Here is a 20,872-nt window from a genome sequence, read left to right as displayed (position 1 = left end):
GCCTGCGCCAATCGCCTGGCCCGCGCCAAGGCCGATGCGGCGCTCAAATCGGTGCAGCTCGACGACGAGCTGCGCGGCGCCTTCATCCTCTCCGCCGACACGGTTGTGGCGGTCGGCCGCCGCATCCTGCCCAAGGCTAACCTCGTGGACGAGGCCGCGCAGTGCCTGCGGCTGCTCTCGGGCCGCAACCACCGCGTCTACACCGCGATCTGCCTGGTGACGCCGCGCGAGGCCTTCCGCCAGCGCCTGGTCGAGACCCGCGTCCGCTTCAAGCGCCTCTCGGAGGACGACATCCAGGCGTATATCGGCTCCGGCGAATGGCGCGGCAAAGCCGGTGGCTACGCCGTGCAGGGCATCGCCGGCTCCTTCGTGGTGAAGATGGTCGGCTCCTACTCCAACGTGGTCGGCCTGCCGCTCTACGAGACCACGACCCTGCTCGGCGGCGAGGGCTTCCCGATCCGCTTCGGCTGGCTGAACTCTACCGCCGTGTGAGCGTCGCAGGCGGCGGGTCGGCGCGGCCTGACAAAAATCTCGAATACAACCCCATGCAAAGTAGAATGGCCCCGCGGAACCCTGGCGGGCGCGCATGCGCCGCCGCCCAAGGAACTGCTTTGCCGGCAGATTCTTGAACTCCGTCACCTCGTGTAAGCTGCCCTCATCATGGACGACCAGGTCAAAAAGCCCGCCAGCCCGCTCAAAACCTGCCCGATCTGCGGCAAGCCGGCCGTGCATGCCACCCGCCCGTTCTGCTCCTCGCGCTGCCGCGACGTCGACCTGAACCGCTGGCTGAAAGGCTCCTACGTTATCCCCGGCCGCGACGATGAAGTCGATGACGTCGAATAGTTTTGTTATATCAAATACTTGAATGTTTTCGGCGACGCCTCTTGCCGCACCAGGCCAGCCCCGCCCAACCTTGTGCACAGCCCGGCCGCGCCCCGCGAATTCTTAGGCGAAGCGTGGGTGGACATGCAGCCTTCAGCCCACTATAACCCGCCCGCTCGATGGGCCTTGGCCCCTCTCTTGGAGCACGCCCAGGTAGCTCAGTTGGTAGAGCATGCGACTGAAAATCGCAGTGTCGGTGGTTCGATTCCGCCCCTGGGCACCATGCGCTTTTCCACGCTGGAGCACGATCTTGTACGATTGCGCGCTGGATGATCGGCGCGAAGGGCGTTCGCGGAATTCTCTTCCTAGACCTCGCTAAGTTCATCTGCGTTCAAATCCAGCTCCGGCAGCGCTTCAGTTCTCCTCGCCAGACGCACCTCTCGTGCCTAGTTCGCCTTGAGACTCTGAAAGGCAAGCGGCTTGATGGAAATCGATCCGATAAATGGCCGATCGTGTGCCAGGATTACGAAGTAGGCGGCGGATGCTACCAGCGCATATAGATGCGTAGCCGTCACTTGCATGCGCAGCGAATGCGTGTTGCATATGGCGATCGCCGTCAGCGCCGATGTTGATATGATGAGCATCGCGATCCATTGCGCCCAGGTGATGCCGGAATTCGATGCGGCGAGGCGTGCAATGCACGCATTGCGAGCCGCCAAGATCTGGTTGAGGAGCGCAGAGAATATGGGCTGCTGATCGAGCGAGGGCGGCTGGTGGGAGAGGAATTCGATCATGGTGACCAGAATGTTCTCTGACTGGCCGAATGCCGGATCCTCAAGAGTGCCGCCTTTCGCCATTTCGGGCCAATCGATCGTCACAACGCTCGTCACATAGGCGCGTATGTCGGACCGAATAGCGGTCCGAACCTCGGCGGGAAGGCCGGCGGCGAGCACCGATGCGTTCTCCAACGCGTCCGCTTCTCGTTGCACCGTGTTACGGGCGTTGAGTCCGTCGTTCCAAATACCGGCGGCGGAGAATGCCACGATAAGGGCAAAGTTAACGATCCCCTGCGATTGATTCATGCGACGTCGCACGTGGTGCCGGTGTGTGGGTTTGCAGCTCCGCGGTGCTGCGGTGTCGGGCAGGAGGCGGTGATGCGGCTGCGCGGACGTGTGAGCATCGGCATTGCCATGCTCGCGGTGGCTCTTTGTTCGGGACGAGCGGCGGCGGAAGACCTCGCCCTGCGGGATGCGGTGACGATGACGGGCACCGCGATGTTTCTCGATTCCGGCGCACCAGGGCTCGTTCTCGCCGTCGTGCGCGGCGACGACAGCGTCGTGCAAGGCTACGGCGAGACCGCTCCCGGCAACAAGGTCGAGCCCGACGGGCGATCGATCATCCGACTGGGGTCGGTTTCCAAGGTCTTCGCCACCGACCTCTTGGCGACGCTGGCTGCCGAAGGGCGCGTCGGCCTCACCGATCCGCTGTCGCGCTATGCCCCGGCGGGCGTCACGGTCCGTTCGTTCGGCGATCAGCCGTTCAGCCTGCTCGATCTTGCGACCCATTCGGCCGGCCTCCCGCGCGAGGTGCGCGATCCCTCGGTGAAGGACGGTGACGGCAATCCGTTCCTCGCGTTCAAGCGCGACACCTATTGGGCCTGGCTCGGCGAGAACACGCCCGCCTACGCGCCGGGCACGACCGCGATGTATTCCAATTTCGGCTATGGCCTGCTTGGCGATGCGCTGGTAAAGGCCGGCGGCAAACCCTACGGGGATTTGCTGCGGGACAAGCTCATCGCACCGCTTCAGCTCGCGGATACCACGCTGCGCCTGTCGGACGCGCAACGGCCTCGCCTGATGGTGGGGCTCGACCCATTCGGCAAGCCCGACCCGAACTGGGAAGTGCCGGAGATCATGTACGCCAGCGCCGGGGTGTACTCGACCGCCGACGACATGGTGCGCTGGATGCGCTGGCACCTTGCGCGCGACGAAAAGTCCGCCGCGGCGTTGTCGCTCGCTCACGCGATGTGGCGGCCGCATGACGGCCTCGCTCGGCTGGTCGGTGTCGAGGTCACGGGCTCCGAGGGCATGGGGCTCGGCTGGATCGTCAGCCCTGCGCGCGACGGCGTGCCGCTCCTGCTTGGCAAGAGCGGCGGCCTCGGCGGCTTCATGACCTACGTTGTGCTATCGCCCAACCGCAGGCTCGGAATCTTCGTGGCCGCAAGCCGGGTCAACTTCGCGATGTTCGAGGGATTGCACACCGCCGTGCGCCAGCTTGCCGCCGAACTGGCGCCGGCGGGACCATGAATTGACGCGCGCAATGACAATGCGGACGGATTTTCGGCACGGCGCGATCTCCCGGGGCGTGAGGCTGTCGGCCCTGGCGCTATTGCTCCTGCCGGCCGCGCCGAGCCCAGCACGAGCCAATATTTACACTGCCGGCACCGACGCGGAGCTGCGTATCGCCCTCAACGGCGCGGCCAACAATCCCGGAAGCACCATCACCCTCACCGCCAACATCACCATCACGGGTGGCGATCTGCCGGCGCTGGTCAACAATACGACTATCAATGGCGGTGGCTTTACGCTGGACGGCAACAACGCCAATCGTGGGCTGTTCGCCTATCAAGGGACGGTGGCGATCAACAACCTGACGATCGTCAACACGGTCGCGCAAGGCGGCAACACCTATGGCGGCAATACATACTTGACCTCGCAGCAAAGCGGCGGCGGCGGCATGGGGGCCGGTGGCGCGCTGTTTGTTGCCGCTGGCGCCAATATCACGATCACGAATGTCAATTTTAGCCGCAACAGCGCGCTCGGCGGGAGCGCCCTCGGGGCGACCTACGGCAAGGGCGGCTCGGGCGGCGGCGGCGGCATGGGCGGCAATTCCGCCTTTGGGGACAATTCCAATTGCTGCGGTGGTGGCGGCGGCGGCCTTGGTAATTCCGCGACCGGCGGCACCCCGCAGGGCACCGGCAGCGCGGGCATCGTGCCCAACGCGGCCTCGGGCGGGAACGGCACAGTACTTTCGGGTGGCTGGACGGGTCCTGTCGTGTGGCTTTTCCCCGCCTATTCAGCCGGCGGCGCCAACGGTGGTGGCGGTGGCGGCGGTGGCGCTTTTGGCACCGGCGGTGGCGGCGGCGGCGCTGGCGGCGGCATTGGCGGCGCCAATGGCCACCACGAAAACGGCGGCAATGGCGGCTTCGGCGGCGGTGGCGGCGGAGCGCCGGCCGGCCAAGGCGGCAATGGCGGTTTCGGCGGCGGCGGCGGTTACAGCGACGACGCCGCGGCAGGGCACAACGGCGGCTATGGCGGCTTCGGCGGTGGTGGCGGCGGCGGCGGCGATGCCAATGGTCCCAACGGCGGCATTGGCTATGGCGGCTGGGGTGGCGGCAATGGCAGCATTGATTCCAACAGCGTCGGCGGCGGCGGCGCGGGCTTCGGTGGTGCGGTGTTCGTCCTGCAAGGCGGCAGCCTGACGGTCGCCGGCGCGGGCTCGATCGCAGCCGGCACCGTCGCCGGTGGTCAAGGCTACCAAAACGGTTTTGCCGCCGGTTCCAGCTTCTACCTGCAGGGCAGCGGCACGCTCAATTTTGCGCCGTCCGCCGGCAACATATTTACGATCGCGGGCGCGATCGTCGATGACGTCGGCAGCGGTCTGCAGTCGACCTGGGGGGCCGGCAATCCAAACCAATATAATCCGGGTTCATACAACGTTGTGGTGTCGGGAGCCGGCACGCTCGTCCTCACGGGAGCCAATTCTTACTCCGGGGGCACCACCATCAACGCTGGCGCCACCTTGCAGCTCGGCAATGGCGGCACCTCCGGTTCGATCATGGGCAATATCACCGACAACGGGTTCCTTGCTTTCGATCGCTCCAGCGGCGTCTTCAACGGCGTGATTTCCGGCAGCGGCGGCGTTCACCAGCTGGGCGCTGGCACCACACAGCTCACGGCCGGCAACAGTTATACCGGCGCAACGGTCATCGACACGAACGGCACGCTGGCCCTCATGGGAGCGGGCTCTATCGCCGCATCCAGCAGTCTGACCGCCAATGGCACGTTCGACATTTCAAGTACGGGCGGCGGCGCATCCATTACCACCCTGTCGGGCCGCGGCACGGTCGTACTCGGCGGCCAAACCCTGACGATCGATCATGGCGCGAGCACCTTTTCCGGGTCGATCCAGGGAAGCGGCGGCCTTGCCATCACGGGTGGCACGCAGACCCTGAGCGGCGTCAGCAGCCAGTTCACCGGCAATGCGACGGTTGCAGGCGGCACGCTGGTCATGGCCCAAAGCGGCAGCCTCGGCGGCGCGCTGGCGGTCAATTCGGGAGGCCGTCTCGAAGGCTCCGGCGCCGTCGGTTCGACCACGGTGAGCAGTGGCGGCACGATTGCGCCGTCCAGCGGCGGCGCGCTGACCATCAACGGCAATCTGACGCTGCTGGCGGGAGCGGCGTTCGAGTATCAACTCGCCGATCCGTCATCGTCGCTGTTGGCGACGCCGGTGACGGGTTCTTCGGTGATCAACGTCAACGGGAATCTCGCGCTGAACGGCGCGGGGCTCGATATCCTCGGCAACGGCGCGGCCCCGAGCCTCGGCTACCACCGCTTGATCCATTACACCGGCACATTGTCGGAAACGAATGGAGGGCTGACGGTCGCGAGCTTTCCGCCGAGCAGCCCGATCGCCTACCTCTATACGGTCGACACCGCGACATACGCGAACAATGTCGACCTGCTGGTGCTGCCCAATGGCGTGAACGTCCTGCAATTGTGGGGTGGCGGCAGCAATGGCGTCGGCATGGGCAGCGGCACCTGGAACGCCAGCAACACCAACTGGCTCGATCCAATCGGCGGCGTCGCGCCGACCCTGTGGGGCAGCAGCTATGGCATCTTCCGCGGCCCCGGCGGCACGGTCACCGTGGACGGCACGCAATCGGCGATCGGGCTGCAATTCGCGGGCGGGGCGTACATGCTGGCGCCGGGCATGGCCGGATCGCTGAACCTGGTCAAAAACACAGCGCTGCAAATTGCCGTTCCCGGAATCGATGTCCTCGCTGGGGAAACCGCGACCGTCGGCGTGACCATCACCGGTAACGACGGACTGCAGAAGACCAGCGACGGCACGCTGATCCTCAGCGGCACCAACAGTTATTCCGGCGGCACCTTCATCAGCAGCGGTGTGCTGCAGATCTCTTCCGATGCCAATCTCGGCGCCACGAGCGGCGGCCTCAGCTTCGACAGCGCCACCTTGCGCACCACGGCGAGCATCACTTCCGCGCGTGCGGTCAACCTGAGGGGGGGCTGGCGCGTTCGACACCGCTGCCGGTACGACCCTCAGCCTCTCCAGCAACGTGACTGGTGCGGGCAGTCTCACCAAGCTCGGCGACGGCACGCTGGCGCTCTCTGGCGCCAACACCTGGTCCGGCGGCACGCTGATCACCGCCGGTACGCTGCGCGCTGATTCGGCAGGAGCGCTGCCGACCTTCACCGACTACGTGCTCACGGGCGGCGTGCTCGATCTCCATGGCTACAACCTGACCATGCGTTCGCTGTCAGGCATCGGCGGTGAGGTGGCGCTCGGCAGCGGTTCGTTGACCGTCAATCAAACCATCGACAGCTATTTCGGCGGCGTCATCTCCGGCTCCGGCGGGTTGACGAAATCCGGCTCGGGCCTTCTCATGCTGACCGGTAACAGCACCTATGGTGGCGGCACGACCATCGCGGGCGGCACGATCGGAATCGTATCCGACAGCAATCTCGGCGCCGCTGCAGGCTCAATTTCGATGTCGGGCGGCAGCACGCTTGCAACGCTGGGCAACATCACGACGACCCGGAATATCGGCATCGCCGACGCCTCCACGCTGTACACCTATGCCGGGACCACGCTGACCGTTGCGGGCCAGATTTCCGGCAGCGGCACGCTGTTGAAGGATGGCCTCGGGACTCTGACGCTGACCGGCACAAACAATTACGGTGGCGGCACCACCGTCGCCGAAGGCACGCTGCAACTCGGCAATGGCGGCAATTCCGGCTCGATCACCGGTGACGTCGTCAACAATGGCGTCCTCGCCTTCAATCGCGCCGATGCGATGAGCTTCGGCGGAGCGATTTCCGGCAGCGGCGCCGTCACGCAGATCGGTACCGGCACGACGATCCTCACCGGCACGAGCACCTATACCGGTAACACCTTTATCCAAGCCGGGACGTTGCAGCTTGGCAACGGCGGCACCTCGGGTTGGATTACCGGTAATGTGACCGACAACGGCAGACTCGCCTTCGATCGCGCCGACACCGTCGTCCTCGCGGGCAACGTCACCGGTACTGGCTCGCTTGCCCAGATCGGCGCCGGCGTCACGGTGCTCGAAGGCAATAGCAGCGTCACTGGGGGCACCACCATCGCGGCCGGCACGCTCGTGGTGGGTGACGGCAACACCTCCGGCACCCTCTCAGGTAATGTCGTCAACAATGGCATGCTGGCTTTCTATCGGGCGGATACCTCAGTATTCGCGGGTACGATCTCCGGCACCGGGGCGCTTGCCCAGATCGGGTCGGGCACCACCAGGCTCAACGGCACCTCGAGCTACACCGGCCCGACCGACATCTATGCAGGGCGCCTGTCGGTGAACGGCTCGATCGCATCGTCCTCGCTCACTACCGCGCATGCGGGCGGCACGCTCGGTGGCAACGGCATCGTCGGCCAGACCCTGATCGACGGCGGCACGCTGTCGCCGGGTAATTCCGTCGGCACGCTGACCGTGCAAGGCAATCTGACGTTCACCGCGGCCGCAACCTATTTTGCGGAGATCAATTCCGTCACCTCTGATCGCGTCAATGTCAGCGGCACGGCGGTGTCCGGCGGCGCTACCGTCGTCGTCGCGGTCTATCCAGGCAGCGGCTATGTGAAGACCCGCTACACGCTCGTCAACGCCGCCGGCGGCGTCGAGGGCACCTTCGGCGGACTGGTCAACACCAACCTGCCGGCGAGTTTCGATCCGTCGCTGAGCTACGACTCCAACAACGTCTACCTCGATCTCAAGCTCACCTATGCCGGCCTGAACATCAACCAGCAAAGCGTGGCCAATGGCCTGTCGAACGGCTTCAATGCCGTTGGCGCCATTCCGTTGGCGGTCGGCGGCTTGACGTCGGCGGGCCTCACGCTCGCGTCAGGCGAACTCGCCACCGGCGTCCAGCAGACCACCATCGACGCCATGGGCATGTTCATGTCGACGATGACCGATCCGTTCGTGGCTGGCCGTGCCGGATGGCCGTCGTCCGATGGACGTGCGACGCTGGCCTACGCCTCGACGACGCGGACGAAAGCTGATGGCGCGCGCGATGCGTTCGCGGCGATGCCCGGGGCCACGCGGGTCGCGTCATTCGATCAGCGCTGGGCTCTCTGGGCGGCGGCCTTCGGCGGTGCGCGCAGCACTAGCGGCAACGACATCGTCGGATCGAACACCCTGACTGACCGGGTCTACGGCACGGCAGTCGGCGCGGACTACCGCTTGTCGGCCGACACGCTGCTCGGTTTTGCGATGGCCGGCGGCGGCACCGGCTTCGGTCTCGCCAGTGGTCTCGGCAGCGGGCGCTCCGATCTGTTCCAGGCTGGCGTGTACGCCCATCACCAAATGGGTGCCGCCTATCTGTCGGCGGCGCTTGCGTATGGCTGGCAGGACGTCACCACCGATCGCACGCTGGCGCTCGCCGGTATCGATCGCTTGCGTGCCGGCTTTCAGGCCAACGCATTCTCCGGCCGCCTTGAAGGCGGCTACCGGTTCGCGACGCCTTGGGTCGGGCTCACACCCTATGCCGCCGGGCAGTTCGTGACGCTTGATCTGCCGGCCTATGCCGAAGGCGTGCTCGCGGGAGAAAATATATTTGCGCTGAACTATGCCTCCCGGAACGTGACTGCGAGTCTGTCAGAACTTGGCCTGCGCACCGACAAATCCTTCGCGCTCGACAATGCTGTCCTGACGCTGCGAGGGCGTGCCGCATGGGTGCACAATTTCGACACCGAGCGCAGTGTTGCTGCGACCTTCCAAGCGCTTCCGGAGGCCAGCTTTCTGGTCCGCGGCGCGACGCAGGCGTCCGACGCGGCGCTTGGTACGGCTTCGGTCGAGATGAAGTGGAGCAACGGCTGGTCGGTTGCCGGAACCTTTGAGGGCGAGTTCTCTGGTCCCAGCACCAGCCTCGCCGGCAAGGGCACCGTTAGCTATCAATGGTAAGAGTGCGTTGCCCGACACACCCGGCGGTCGCGGCGGGAGCAGCAGACTATCGAAATGCCCAAGTGCATTAGGCCGCCCGCCGATAGGAAGACAGGGCTTCTGAGGGAGTGAGTTTTGCGATGCAGCGAACCTGCACGGCGCTCATGCCATTATGCTAAGCACGAACAGCGGTTCGTCGTGTCGGTGGTTGCGTATGATTCCTTCCCTGGGCACCATTCTTCGCTTTTCCACGCCAGGGCACGATCTTGTACCATTGCGTTCGCTAGATGATCGGCGCGAAAGGCGCTCGCGGATTTCTCTCCCTTGGGCTCGCTAAGTTTACGTACGTTCAAATCCCATCACTGCAACCAAATCTCGTGACCGGCAGACATGACGGCTCGCCTTACGGCGGGCTTTTTAATGCCGGGTTTCTCGCTGTGCAGGATTCAAATCGACGCGCGGGCGTGGAAGGATGGTTCGCGGACGCCGTCCTATTCCCGCAGTGCGCTCCGCAACAGCCCAATGAAGTCCTGCGCCACCTGCGAGGGGGCTTCATGCGTGGGGGGACAGGATCGCGATCTGGTACTGGATCTTCGGCTTGAACGGACGGGTGACCAGGTCCTCGGTAAAGGGGCGGCTCACCACCGGATCGACGATGCCGACACCGCGGCCCTCTGCGACCAGCTGGCACGCGGTCGAGAAGAACTCCGTCTCCGCCACGACATTCCAGCGCGCGCCGTATTCGGAAAAAGCGGACGCAAGCTGCTGGTAGACCGGATCGCCGCGAAACAACGTGACGAACGGGATTCCGTCGAGATCACCAGGCGTGATCTGCTTGAGCTTCGCCAGCGGATGCGTCTTCGGCAGCATGCAAAGGCATTCGTATGAGAACACCTCCATATGCGAGGTCGGATAATCCAGCGGCAGTTCGGCGACCGCGAGGTCGAATTGTTGCGTCGACATCAATTCCCGGACGGTTGCGGAATTCCGGGTGATGATCTTCATCTGAAGTTCGGGTCGGTTGCTGGCGAACTGTGACAGCTTGCGCGGCAAGAGACTGATGGAAATGCTTGGATAGGCCGCGATCGCAAGATGTCCGCGCCGCCCGGATCGGATCTCCGCGGCCACGCGGGACGCATTCTCGATGGCTTCGAGCGCGCGCGTCGCCTCCACATAGAACAATTTGGCTTCCGGGGTCGGCTGCAGACGCCCGCCGCGACGCAGGAATAGCGTCAGGCCGGTTTCGTGCTCGAGGCCCGCGATCATCGTGCTGATCCCGGGCTGTGACATGCTGAGCAGTTCGGCCGCCCTGGTCATGGTGCCGTGGAGCATCAGGGCGCGAAAACATTCGAGCTGTCTCAGGCGCATGCGCGACTATACGAATACGTTATAATGGACGCAATTAATATTATTAGAATTACATGAGCGGGGATGCTCCAATGCCAAAGACGGCCGAAGGAGAACTCGCATGAATACTGCAACCATTGATCTCACCCACGCCCGCTTGATCCCGGCCCGGCAGGGCGTGGCAGCGCGCCTCGATGCCGGGGAGACGGTGACCGTCGTCAACACTCACGGCAAGCAGGTGGTCGACACCTGGGCGTTCAATGCCCGCGACACCACCGAATTCATGTCGATGGAGCACAGCCGTGCCGCGATGTTGCGGCTCATTCCGAGGGTCGGCGATACGCTGACGACGAACCGGCGCCGCGCGATCCTCACCCTCGTCGCCGATACAACTCCTGGAATCCATGACACGTTGATCGCCGCCTGCGACATCCATCGCTATCGCCAGCTCGGCGCCGTCGGACATCACGACAACTGCACCCAGAACCTGGCGCTGGCGCTCGAGGCGGTCGGCGTGCCGGCCGCAGTGACACCGCCACCGCTCAACTTGTTCATGAATGTGCCGGTGACCGATGGCGGCGCGCTGAGCTTCCAGGCGCCGGTCAGCGAGGCCGGCCAGTACGTCACGCTGCGCGCCGAGATGGATCTCATCATCGTGTTCTCCGCCTGCCCGCAGGACATGGTGCCGGTGAACGACATGAAGCCGACCGACGCCCATTTTGTGATCGCCTGATCCCTGGAACGCCCTCGCGGAGGACAACCATGCGCAAGCTGCCGCCCCTCAATGCCATCCGCGCATTCGAAGCCGCCGCGCGCCACGAGAGCTTCACCGCCGCCGCCAACGAACTCTGCGTCACGGTGACGGCGATCAGCCACCAGGTCCGGCAGCTCGAGGCGATGCTCGGGCGCAAGCTGTTCGAACGCTCGGGCCGCGCGGTGGTGCTGACCGCGGAGGGGCACGCGGTATTCCCCCCTGCTGCGGGACGGTTTCGACTGCATGGCGAGCGCCTTCGATGCGATCCGTCCGCCGGCCGATGGCGATGCGATCACCGTGTCGACCACACGGGCCTTCGCCGAACGCTGGCTGATGCCACGGCTCGCGCGCTTCAATGCGGCGTTTCCCTCCGTTGTGGTTCACATCGACGCGACCGAGGACGTCGTGACGCCGGGCATCAAGGGGGTCGATCTCGTGGTGCGTTACGGACAGGTTGACCGCGCCCAGGACGCCTCCGTGCTGTTCAATGACAGTTACATCGCGGTCGCGGCGAACGCGATCTGTCCCTCCGCCGCACGCCTTGCCATCGATGACTTCCGGCCGCGGCCGCTCTTGGCCTATCGCTGGAAGAACGCCACGCTGGATTCGCCGGCGTGGTCCGCCTGGCTTGCGGGCATCTCCCACGATGCAAGCCGGGATTTCCGCATCTCCTGGTACAGCGAGGAGCCGCTGGCACTGCATGCCGCCGAACGGGGCCTTGGGCCGCTGTTGTGCAGCGATGCGCTGGTCGGCGATCAGTTACGCGAGGGAACGCTGCGCCGGATCGACGGGCCCGCACTTCCCGGCTTCGCCTTCCGCCTGGTGGAAGCGACCGGTAGCGCGCGGCGCAAATCCGTCTTGGCGTTCGTCGACTGGCTGCGCGGCGAGGCGGCGACGTTTCGCGCCGCCTCGGCACCGCTCATGACACGGGCTGCGTGAAGTAGGGAAGCGTCTCGACCCGGATCTGATAGCTGCCGGAGGCAACCAGGCCATCGATATGGGCAACGATCGCCTCGAGCGGCGCGAACCACACTTTGCGTTCGGCGAGGACCATTTCGAGCCAGCGCTCGACCACGCGCCAACGCGCCAACCGGCCGGTCAGGAACGGATGCCATATCCCCATCCAGAAACCGCCAGCTTCATACGCTGCCTCGAACTCCTCGAAGGAGGCGGCAAGGCCCTCGCTCGGCGATTTGACCGGCATCATGTAGCCGATCTCCGCGTAATGGGCGAACGGTGGCCAATCGTCCGATCCCCAGTGTGGCGGCATCTCGTACAGTGACCCGCGCGCCGTGCGCATCAGATACGGAATGTCGTCGGCCATCAGCGAGGAGTCGTAGGCGAAACCGTGTTCGATCAACAGATCGATCGTGGCCTGGTTGGCGTTGTAGACCGGCGCGCGATAGCCGCGCGGCTTGCGCCCGGTCATTGCGACATGAATCTCGAGGGCGCGCTCGAACGCCGCGCGCTGCTCGGCGCCGGATATCGTGGTCGGGTCCTCATGAATATAGCCGTGATGGCCGATCTCGTGCCCGTCCTTGAGGATCGCCTCCACCGCATCGGGATAGCGCTGCATGGTCCAGGCCGGCATGAAGAACGACTGCTTGAGGCCGAGGCGGCGATAGGTCTCAAGGATGCGCGGCACGCCGACCGTCGGCCCGTACCGTCCCATCGTGATCGGATAGAGCCGGTCGAACGAGTCGTTCGGCCGGGCGATGTGGATCAGGCTGTCGGCGTCGACGTCGAAGGTGATCGCACAGGCGCAGCGCGCTCCGTTCGGCCAGGGGATGGGATTGCGGATCATGAGATTATCCTCTTGCCGTGAGCGGATCGCGGTTGATCATTCGGCCGCCACCCTAGCAGGAGTGTCAATGCCGAGACACTGCCGGACCAGCACCGGGATCGCGGCAAAGGCGTCGGCGACAGATTGCCGGTGGCGCTCGTCGCTGAATTCCTGATAATCGACGGCGATCAGGTGGCTCTCCTGCACGCCGAGATAATGCGCGCAGGTGAAGATGTGGGTTTCGAGATGATTCATGTGCTCGCGCACCCCGCCGGGCCCGAAGCCGAACTCGCCTCGCGAGCTCAGCACCACCAGCGTCTTTCCGCTCATGATCGGCTCGAGCGGAAAATCGCCGCGGGCAAGGTCGAATGTGAACGTCTTGCCGATGCGGATCACCTTGTCGAACCACGATTTCAGGGCCGACGGCATGCCGTAATTGTGCATCGGCGCGCCGATGACGATGACGTTGGCACGTTCGAGCTCGTCGATCAGTTCGTCGGAGAGGCGGAGCTCGTCATGTTGATTCGCCGTGCGCTGGTCGGGCGCGGTGAAGGCCGCGGCCACCCACGCTTCCGTGATGAATGGCGGCGGATGATGCCCGATGTCGCGGGAGATGATGGTGGCGCCTGGTTCATGCGGCAGCCATTGATCGATAAAGGCCTTCGAAAGCTTCCGGCTGAGCGAACGGTCGCCGCGCGGACTGGCGTCGATATGCAGAAGTGTCGTCATCCCCAAAACCTCGGCTGATGGAGTAGCAATGCGTCAGCCGCACAATGGCCGAGGGCAGCGTCTCGTGTGAGTGATGAATTCGTAAGGTGGGTTGAGGAATTCTCAACAGTGAACCAGCGCGACATTATGATGGAGGATCCGGTGTGGCGACCACGGCTTTTCCCGGTCGAATGTCGCAGCGCGCTTCACTTTCGACTTCACGTCAACCCCGCTTGAGCAATTCTCATTACCGCCCGAGGCCCGATCTTGCTGATATGCCCCATCCCGGCCAAGACCGATGCGCCGGACAGGGGAGAAACATGTTGGCCAGGCAAACACAAGATGCGGCGTATGATGAGACCGGCTTCGACGCCCACGGAATTGAGCCGGTGCCGGCGGCGCACCGGACGTCGTCATCGTTCGACCAGTTCTGGATCTGGACCGGAGCAAACATCGCGCCGATCAACTGGGTGCTCGGCGCGCTCGGCATCCAACTCGGCCTGAGCCTTCTGCAAACGCTTGCCGTGATCCTGATCGGTAACCTGTTCGGTGCGGCGCTGTTCGCGGCCTTCTGCTTGATGGGGCACCGCACCGGCGTACCGCAAATGGTGCTGGGCCGCCTTGCGTTCGGCCGCCGCGGCGCCTATCTGCCGGCGCTGGCGCAAGTGGTGATGCCGATGGGATGGGTCGCGATCAACACCTGGATCGTGCTCGATCTCTGCATGGCCGCGCTCGAGCGAATGGGGTTCAGCGGTGGCCCCGAGGTCAAATATGCGATCGCGGTGCTGGTCATGGTATTGCAGGTCGGCATCGCGGCCTGGGGCTTCAATGCCATCAAGGTGTTCGAGCGCTACACCATGCCGGTTATCCTCTTCATCATGGCTATCATGACCGCGCTCGCGTTCCTGCGCGTCGATATCAAGTGGCAGTCGCCGACCGTCAGCGGCATGGCGGCCTTCGCAGCGGCCACGCAATTGATGACAGCGATCGGCATCGGCTGGGGCATTTCGTGGCTCACCTATGCCTCCGACTACACGCGCTTCACCAAGCCCTCGCTTGGCGCCGGCAAGGTGTTCCGCGCGACATTCCTCGGCATGTTCCTGCCGACGGTCTGGCTCGCCTTCCTGGGCGCGGCGATCGCGTCCGCCGGCGCGGGCTCCGATCCGTCGAAACTGATCATCGCCGCCTTCGGCGTGATGGCGCTGCCGGTGCTTCTCGTGCTGCTGCACGGCCCGATCGCAACCAACATCATCGTCATCTACTCGGCCGCATTGTCGAGCCTCACGCTCGACCTGCGCCTGCCGCGCTGGATCATTTCGGTGATCTCGGGCGTGATCGCCTGCGCGATCCTTTATGCGTTCCTGCAATCGGGCGATTTCGCGCATGCCTTCGACAATTTCATGGTCGCCCTGATCGTCTGGATCAGCCCATGGGCCGGGGTCACGCTCGCGGATTTCTATCTGGTCCGACGCGGACGGATAGATGTCGTGGCGCTGTACGCGGCTCCGGATCGCGATGGCAGCGTCAACTGGGCGGGCCTCATCGCCTTCGCGATCGGGCTGGTGGCGGCCTGGGCGTTCCAGATGGGCACAATTGCGGTTATGCGGGGGCCGCTTGCGCTGGCGACCGATGGGGTCGATCTGTCCTGGCTCACCGGCATGGGTGTCGCCGGCGCAAGCTATCTCATGCTGCATCGTCTCTTCGGACGTCCGTATCGAGGAGACCAGCGCGTTTTTTCACGATCCTCAAGTCCTTGAGCGCGTCAAGAGAGCGCAACAGCAATATTTCTTGCGCTTAACGCAGGGAAACTACGATCTCGCCTACGCCGAAAATCGCCTCGAGATCGGTGCAATCCATGAGCGAATAGGTCTGCCGGTGAAGGCCTATCTCGGCATGTATAATTACTATCTACGCGCCGTCGCTACCCGGCTTGCTGAAGCCTATCGCGACTCGCCGAGGCAGGCTTGGTCGGGGTTCCTCTCGCTTATGAAGCTCACCTTTCTCGATATTGGTTTGGCGATTGACACCTACATCAATTCTCGCGAGCTCACGATCCGTGAGCAACAAGAGGCTATCCAGGAACTGCCAACTCCCGTGCTACCGTTTCGCGAAGGGATGCTGCTGGTGCCTATTATCGGCTTGATCGATTCGCAGCGCGCGAGAGCTCTCACGGAGCAACTCCTAGGCGCCGTTCGCGCCAATCGCGCGAATATGGTGGTAATGGATATCACCAGTGTGCAGGCAGTAGATTCGAAAGCTGCCAATCACCTGGTGCAAACGGTTGAAGCAGCCCGTTTGATGGGAGCTACTGTGATCCCGGCCGGTGTTTCGCCCGAGATCGCGCAAACGATGGTAACGGTCGGCGTCGAACTCGGTCGCATGACCACTGTTGGCGACCTGCAGAGCGGCATCGAGCGGGCCGAAGAACTTCTTGGCTACGCGGTGACAAGAACGCGGACGAGATCGCAGGCAACTTAGTGAGCACTGTTTCATGCGGGCCTCCATTCTCAAGCAGAACCGATTTCTGATCGCCTCCGTGCAAGGCTCTATGAGCGATGCTGATCTGGTGCAGCTCCGTGACGAACTTGGGTCGGGTGTACGGCGCTACCGGTCGACCGGAGTCATCATTGACGTGACGATGCTCGACGTGATGGATTCGTTTGCGGTCCGCACGCTGCGCGGCATCGCACAGATGGTTAAGTTATTGGGGCCGAGTGTGTCGTCGTCGGAATCCAGCCGGAGGTTGCATTCTCCATGATTCAGCTCGGCCTCACGCTCGAGGGGATGACGACGGCGCTTGACCTGGAAGACGGTCTTGACGCATTGCAGGCACAAGCCCCTGTGCAGAGCAGCCAGCTATGAGCGCTTCCGGCGAGGTTGTCGTGCCGATCCGAGCCGATGTCGATGTCGTCATCGCACGGCAAAAAGTGCGCGCCTTAGTCTCAGACCTGCGTTTCTCCGGCAGCGAGCTGACGCTAATCGCGACCGCAATTTCTGAAGTGGCCCGCAATATCGTTTCGTATGCGGGAAGCGGGGAGATCGTCATGCGTGTCGTCCGGCAAGGACAACGGGGAATAACCGTCGTTGCCAGAGACAAGGGACCCGGCATCGCCAACATCGAGCGGGCCATGGAGGACGGCTTTTCGACATCGGGGGGCTGGGGCTTGGATTGCCGGGCTCCAAGCGACTGATGGACGAGTTCGAGCTTGTCTCGGAGGTCGGTAAGGGGACCGAAATCACCATGACCAAATGGAACGATGAGGTTCAGCATGACAATGTCGAGCTATGCAGCCGTTGACTATGGGGTCGCCGCGAGAGCGCTGCCCGGGCAATCGACGTCGGGTGACCTGCATGCGGTGATTCCGCGTCCGCGCGGCGCAATTGTTGCTGTGGCCGATGGACTTGGACATGGCCACGAAGCGGCGATTGCGGCCAGGGTCGCTATCAATACTCTCACCGCCCACGCCGATCTTCCTCTTCTCGACGCAGTGAGATGTTGTCACGAGGCGTTGATCAGAACGAGGGGCGTCGCAATTTGCGTCGCCTGCTTGGAGGGGGGCGATGAAAGCTTGACATGGCTGTCCATAGGCAACGTCGTTGCGCTGCTTTTGCATGCCGACGACCGTGGCAGCATACAGCGCGAACACGTTCTAACGCGCAACGGCGTCGTGGGACATCGACTACTGGCGCTTCGCTCTGCGACCCATCCGATCCGACGCACCGACCTGTTGATCTTGGCGACTGACGGCGTGCACGAGAGATTTGAAGTGGACGACAGGTTCGCCTATCCCCCACAGGAGATCGCGGACCACAGTCTCGCGCGATATGGAAAACTCTCGGACGACGCGCTAGTCTTGGTGGCCCGATGGAACGGATCGCCCGCGAGGCATGCGGCAACATGATGGCGACGTCAGATCGAGCTGCTTCAACTAGGACGGAACGCACGACCTTCGAGGCGCGCTATCGGAGTGCGCTGGAAAGCTATCTTGAACCAACGGCGGACGAGATCCAGTTGATCGCCGCCCTCGAGATAGGACGGACAGCTCTTGCCGAGGAGGTCGGCCTGCTCGACTTGCTTGCAATCCACCACGTCTCGCTGGAGTCGCTGATCCGTGTGGCCCGGCGCAATGCGGACGTCCAACGGCTCCCAGCCCGAGCCAGCGAGTTTTTCACACAGGTCGCCGCGCCATTCGAAATGGCTCAGCGAGGTTGGCGCGACATTGCCGGCCAACTGCGCGTCGCGAACGAAAGCCTAGAGCAACGGGTGGCGGAACGCACCGCGGCTGATCGCGAGGCTGTGGAGCGTCTCGATCGGGCGCAGGAAATTGCGAAAATCGGTAGCTGGGAACTCGACCTGGAGCGCGGAGCGCAGATCTGGTCAAGGGAGATGTGCCGTATTTGCGGGCTCGCGGGCCGATCGCCTGAGTTTTACCCTAGCGGCATCGCGCCATTTATCCTCGGAGAAGATCGCGAAATCTTCACTTGGTGGCTTGCTGAACTTCAGGCCGGCGGGGAGCCGATGCCCATTGAAGTCAGGACTTGGCGTCCGAACGGTGAGCACCGCGTTGTCAACGTCGACGGTAAAATGATTGGTAGCGCTGACGGAACGCGCAGCAAGATCAGCTGCACCGTGCAAGATATCACCGAACGCAAGCGCGCCGAGGCGGAATTTCGCGAGTCGGAACAGAATTACCGCACGCTGTTTGAATCGATTGACGAGGGTTTTTGCGCGATTGAAGTCTTGTTTGACCAGAACGAAAAGCCGGTCGATTACCGTTTTTTGCAAATCAGCCCGTCGTTCGAGCGACGGACGGGAATCAAGAATACCGTCGACAGACGGATGCGCGAAATCGCGCCACAGCACGAAGAACATTGGTTCGAGATTTACGGCAGGATCGCCCTGACGGGCGAGCCGATGCCCTTTGAAAACGAAGCCAAACAGCTCGGACGCTGGTATGACGTTTACGCCTTCCGGGTCGAAGACCCAAAGCGCAGACGCGTCGGAATCCTTTTCAACGACATCACCGAGCGAAAGCGGGCGGAAGCCGAAGCACGAGACAGCGAGCGCCGCTATCGCGAAGTGCAGGCGGAGCTGGCACACGCGAGTCGCGTCGCGACGATGGGGCAGCTCTCGGCCTCGATTGCCCATGAAATCAAACAGCCGCCGGGCGCTTATCAAGAAGTCTCCTCCGCGAAGCGAGGATTTGGAGATCAAAGAGGCGGTGTTTGAGGTCATCGCCCTGACCCGTGACGAAGTTCTGAAGAACGGCGTCTCGGTGCGGACGCAACTCGCGGAAGGCTTGCCAGTCATTCGAGCAGATCGGGTCCAACTGCAGCAAGTGATTCTCAATTTGATCATCAACGCCGTCGAAGCGATGAGCGGCGTCGGCGAGGGGGAGCGGGAGTTGCTGATTAGCACGGGCAGAGATTCTTCGAGCGGCGTACTCGTCAGCTTGCGGGATTCCGGTCCGGGACTGGGTCCGAAAAGTTTGGACCGCCTGTTCGAGGCGTTCTACACCACCAAGGCCAAGGCCAAGGGCATGGGTATGGGCCTGGCCATCAGCCGTTCGATCATTGCGGCGCACGGGGACGGATGTGGGCCGGCGCCAATGAACCGCGGGGGGCAGTATTTCAGTTCAGCCTTCCTGCCGGAAGCCAAAGGCGAGCACGAGCCAGATCGTCAGGGCAAAGGGGCCGGTGAGCCAGTATTGATAATCCAGGCGACGTGCGATACATGTTTTACCTGCCTTCGATCGCGGCACTCTCCACTCGCGAAATAAGTTTCGTCTTGCGGATCTGATTGGCAGCCGTGGCCTTCGGACCGACGCAGTTGAAAGCATCACCTGCGGGTGGCTGGCTTTCGTCGTCGTGGGTGCGCTCGGCGCGCAATTTCCGTTCGATGCCTGGTGGTTCGATTCCTTTGCATCGCTAGGGATCGTGTGGTTCTTGATCCGCAAAGGACGAGAGGCTTGGGAAGGCGAGTGTTGCGGCGACTGCGAATGAGAGGGATGTGACCCTTGGTCACCAAACTTTCACCGGGCCCAAAACCTTTCATTTCGCGCGACTCGCAACCGCTTGGTGACTTCGGCTTCCCGGCCGAGGCGGACATTTGGCGACTGATCGAGGTCGGCTAAGGTCATTCGCGACCGGGTCGAGCCAGTAGCATCTCTGGCCATGTCCGCTATGCCCCGATAGCGACAAAAATCTGCATCGCAGCGAAATGACGCGATGGGCCAATATCTGAAGTCGCCATCCGATCCCGATCAACTGGTAACTTGCATGCGCAATCAACGTTTCGCGCGGTCCATCTCGTGCTCACGCCGGGTGAAGCACACGACAATGGGTTGTGTTCGGTTCTCCCAGCGCGTTGCCCACAAACGATGTTACTCGCGGATAGCGGCTACGTCGGGGACTGGATCAGAGAGCTTGTCCGCCAGGGCCGCTTCGCGGGTTGGTGGAGACCAATCACCTCGCGTCGTGCCCCCTCGGATCAGGGCGAGGAGGTCAGGGCGCGATCAGCTTCCCGGTCCGGCGCGCAAGGCTGGGTCCGAAGCGTGAACAGGCGAGCCCGCGCCGTCGTAATTCTCAATCCTGCCCCCACCGAACCTTCCCGGGGGGCCTTCGCCTTATCTAGGATGGGCATAGTCAGTGCGGGGAGTGCATGATCGTGGGAAATGCGCAACAGCATGCAGACTGGCACAACCGTTTGCTGCAGGCGGCGGAAAAGGAACTCATCAAGTTCGAACAACAGGAAAGCGAGTTCCGCAAAAGGGACCGCGAGGAACGCGCGGCCGAACTGCAACTTCCCTTGGAGCAGAGCGATTTTGAGTGAGCTGAAGCCAGCAGCGTCATATGTCCGTCATGTAGCGTTTCTAGCATGACTCTGTGCGGCGGGGGCAGACCGGCGCAAGGTCTCCTCGCCTTCATCGGCCTCGACCAGCAGCCAGGGCGGGGAGCTTGCGCGGGCCGCAACGCACTAGCGGCGCCCGTCAGCCCGAAGCGGGTTTCGTGAGCCGCACATAGGTCCCGCTCTCGTGCTTCCACAGCCAGCCGTGCTCGAGCGCATAGTCGAGTCCGGCGCCGAACTCTGGGCCTGTGGCTTTCAGTTTGGACAAAAACGGATAGTTGATCTTCTCGATATGAATGCGGATCGTGTCCCTTGGCGTGGTGTAGCTGGGCGGGTGTCACCACGTTCGCCGGCATGGGCCGGATCGGTCAGCTGGCGATCGCCGGGAAGCTGACGGCG

General features: G+C 63.3%; 17 protein-coding genes, 1 tRNA gene and 3 pseudogenes. 17 read left to right on the top strand and 4 right to left on the bottom strand.

Going from position 1 to position 20,872, the window contains the following annotated elements; genetic code table 11:
* The 3 genes from AC629_RS11195 to AC629_RS11185 all read left to right on the top strand — a co-directional run.
* A partial coding sequence (locus AC629_RS11195) for a Maf family protein (protein ID WP_084804827.1) occupies nt 1-492 on the top strand: 492 nt, incomplete at its 5' end.
* A 168-nt stretch (nt 493-660) separates the two neighbouring features.
* A complete protein-coding gene (yacG, locus tag AC629_RS11190) occupies nt 661-843 on the top strand; it encodes a DNA gyrase inhibitor YacG (protein ID WP_084804826.1) in 183 nt (60 codons plus the stop codon).
* A 186-nt stretch (nt 844-1,029) separates the two neighbouring features.
* A tRNA-Phe gene (locus AC629_RS11185) sits at nt 1,030-1,105 on the top strand.
* 163 nt (nt 1,106-1,268) lie between these two features.
* On the opposite strand, the gene AC629_RS11180 is transcribed toward AC629_RS11185, so the two are convergent.
* Nucleotides 1,269-1,904 (bottom strand): bestrophin-like domain, encoded by a 636-nt coding sequence (locus AC629_RS11180; protein WP_084804825.1) that lies wholly within the window; start codon nt 1,902-1,904, stop codon nt 1,269-1,271.
* 72 nt (nt 1,905-1,976) lie between these two features.
* On the opposite strand from AC629_RS11180, the gene ampH reads away from it, so the two are divergent.
* From ampH to AC629_RS11165, 3 genes are read left to right on the top strand one after another with little or no spacing between them, the layout of a single operon-like run.
* On the top strand, nt 1,977-3,128 hold the full coding sequence (ampH, locus tag AC629_RS11175) for a D-alanyl-D-alanine-carboxypeptidase/endopeptidase AmpH (protein WP_084804824.1): 1,152 nt from the start codon (nt 1,977-1,979) through the stop codon (nt 3,126-3,128).
* A gap of 13 nt (nt 3,129-3,141) precedes the next feature.
* On the top strand, nt 3,142-6,291 hold the full coding sequence (locus AC629_RS49795; protein ID WP_210419020.1) for a beta strand repeat-containing protein: 3,150 nt from the start codon (nt 3,142-3,144) through the stop codon (nt 6,289-6,291).
* Nucleotides 6,182-9,055: an autotransporter outer membrane beta-barrel domain-containing protein gene (locus AC629_RS11165; protein ID WP_084804822.1), complete on the top strand. Its 2,874-nt coding sequence runs from the start codon at nt 6,182-6,184 to the stop codon at nt 9,053-9,055. Before AC629_RS49795 ends, AC629_RS11165 begins: the two co-directional genes overlap by 110 nt.
* A gap of 531 nt (nt 9,056-9,586) precedes the next feature.
* Here AC629_RS11165 and AC629_RS11160 read toward each other — a convergent pair.
* The gene (locus tag AC629_RS11160; protein ID WP_245331808.1) at nt 9,587-10,402 is read right to left on the bottom strand and encodes a LysR substrate-binding domain-containing protein; all 816 of its coding nucleotides are present in this window, start codon (nt 10,400-10,402) and stop codon (nt 9,587-9,589) included.
* A gap of 100 nt (nt 10,403-10,502) precedes the next feature.
* Here AC629_RS11160 and AC629_RS11155 point away from each other — a divergent pair, with 100 nt between their 5' ends.
* The 3 genes and pseudogenes from AC629_RS11155 (at nt 10,503) to AC629_RS11150 (ending at nt 12,074) form a co-directional block, all read left to right on the top strand.
* On the top strand, nt 10,503-11,114 hold the full coding sequence (locus AC629_RS11155) for a DUF1989 domain-containing protein (protein ID WP_084804821.1): 612 nt from the start codon (nt 10,503-10,505) through the stop codon (nt 11,112-11,114).
* 29 nt (nt 11,115-11,143) lie between these two features.
* Nucleotides 11,144-11,281: pseudogene (locus tag AC629_RS50500) on the top strand (LysR family transcriptional regulator); the annotation flags it as partial.
* Nucleotides 11,282-11,378: 97 nt separating this feature from the next.
* A complete protein-coding gene (locus tag AC629_RS11150; protein ID WP_245331807.1) occupies nt 11,379-12,074 on the top strand; it encodes a LysR substrate-binding domain-containing protein in 696 nt (231 codons plus the stop codon).
* Here the strand turns inward: AC629_RS11150 and AC629_RS11145 are convergent.
* Together AC629_RS11145 and AC629_RS11140 are read right to left on the bottom strand one after the other, a co-directional pair.
* Nucleotides 12,055-12,939: a polysaccharide deacetylase family protein gene (locus AC629_RS11145; protein WP_084804820.1), complete on the bottom strand. Its 885-nt coding sequence runs from the start codon at nt 12,937-12,939 to the stop codon at nt 12,055-12,057. The genes AC629_RS11150 and AC629_RS11145 overlap by 20 nt on opposite strands.
* 36 nt (nt 12,940-12,975) lie before the next feature.
* Nucleotides 12,976-13,647, bottom strand: a complete 672-nt coding sequence (locus AC629_RS11140) for an FMN-dependent NADH-azoreductase (RefSeq protein ID WP_084804819.1) — start codon at nt 13,645-13,647, stop codon at nt 12,976-12,978.
* Nucleotides 13,648-13,946: 299 nt separating this feature from the next.
* Between AC629_RS11140 and AC629_RS11135 the strand changes: the two genes are divergently transcribed.
* The 8 genes and pseudogenes from AC629_RS11135 to AC629_RS46675 all read left to right on the top strand — a co-directional run bounded on the left by AC629_RS11135 (nt 13,947) and on the right by AC629_RS46675 (nt 20,458).
* A complete protein-coding gene (locus AC629_RS11135) occupies nt 13,947-15,383 on the top strand; it encodes a purine-cytosine permease family protein (RefSeq protein WP_084804818.1) in 1,437 nt (478 codons plus the stop codon).
* Nucleotides 15,289-16,104 carry a protoglobin domain-containing protein gene (locus AC629_RS11130; RefSeq protein WP_210419019.1) on the top strand — a complete coding sequence of 272 codons (816 nt, stop codon included), beginning with the start codon at nt 15,289-15,291 and terminating at the stop codon, nt 16,102-16,104. The genes AC629_RS11135 and AC629_RS11130 overlap by 95 nt, the downstream gene beginning before the upstream one ends.
* 13 nt (nt 16,105-16,117) lie before the next feature.
* Nucleotides 16,118-16,384 (top strand): STAS domain-containing protein, encoded by a 267-nt coding sequence (locus AC629_RS11125; RefSeq protein WP_210419018.1) that lies wholly within the window; start codon nt 16,118-16,120, stop codon nt 16,382-16,384.
* Nucleotides 16,385-16,484: 100 nt separating this feature from the next.
* A complete protein-coding gene (locus AC629_RS49790; protein ID WP_283846292.1) occupies nt 16,485-16,817 on the top strand; it encodes an ATP-binding protein in 333 nt (110 codons plus the stop codon).
* A gap of 78 nt (nt 16,818-16,895) precedes the next feature.
* Complete coding sequence (locus AC629_RS11115; protein ID WP_168195448.1) at nt 16,896-17,528, top strand: SpoIIE family protein phosphatase; 633 nt, start codon at nt 16,896-16,898, stop codon at nt 17,526-17,528.
* Nucleotides 17,492-18,283, top strand: a pseudogene (locus AC629_RS48530) (phosphatase RsbU N-terminal domain-containing protein); the annotation flags it as partial. The gene AC629_RS11115 and the pseudogene AC629_RS48530, both read left to right, overlap by 37 nt.
* Nucleotides 18,257-19,327: pseudogene (locus AC629_RS48525) on the top strand (sensor histidine kinase). The pseudogenes AC629_RS48530 and AC629_RS48525, both read left to right, overlap by 27 nt.
* A gap of 960 nt (nt 19,328-20,287) precedes the next feature.
* On the top strand, nt 20,288-20,458 hold the full coding sequence (locus AC629_RS46675) for a hypothetical protein (protein ID WP_168195447.1): 171 nt from the start codon (nt 20,288-20,290) through the stop codon (nt 20,456-20,458).
* The last annotated feature ends 414 nt before the right edge of the window (nt 20,459-20,872 follow it).

It is taken from the genome of Bradyrhizobium sp. NAS80.1 (assembly GCF_001908205.1).
In the GTDB taxonomy this organism is placed as follows: domain Bacteria; phylum Pseudomonadota; class Alphaproteobacteria; order Rhizobiales; family Xanthobacteraceae; genus Bradyrhizobium.
The sequence above is the reverse complement of the archived record's forward strand: the minus strand, read 5'-3'. Positions and strand labels throughout refer to the sequence as shown.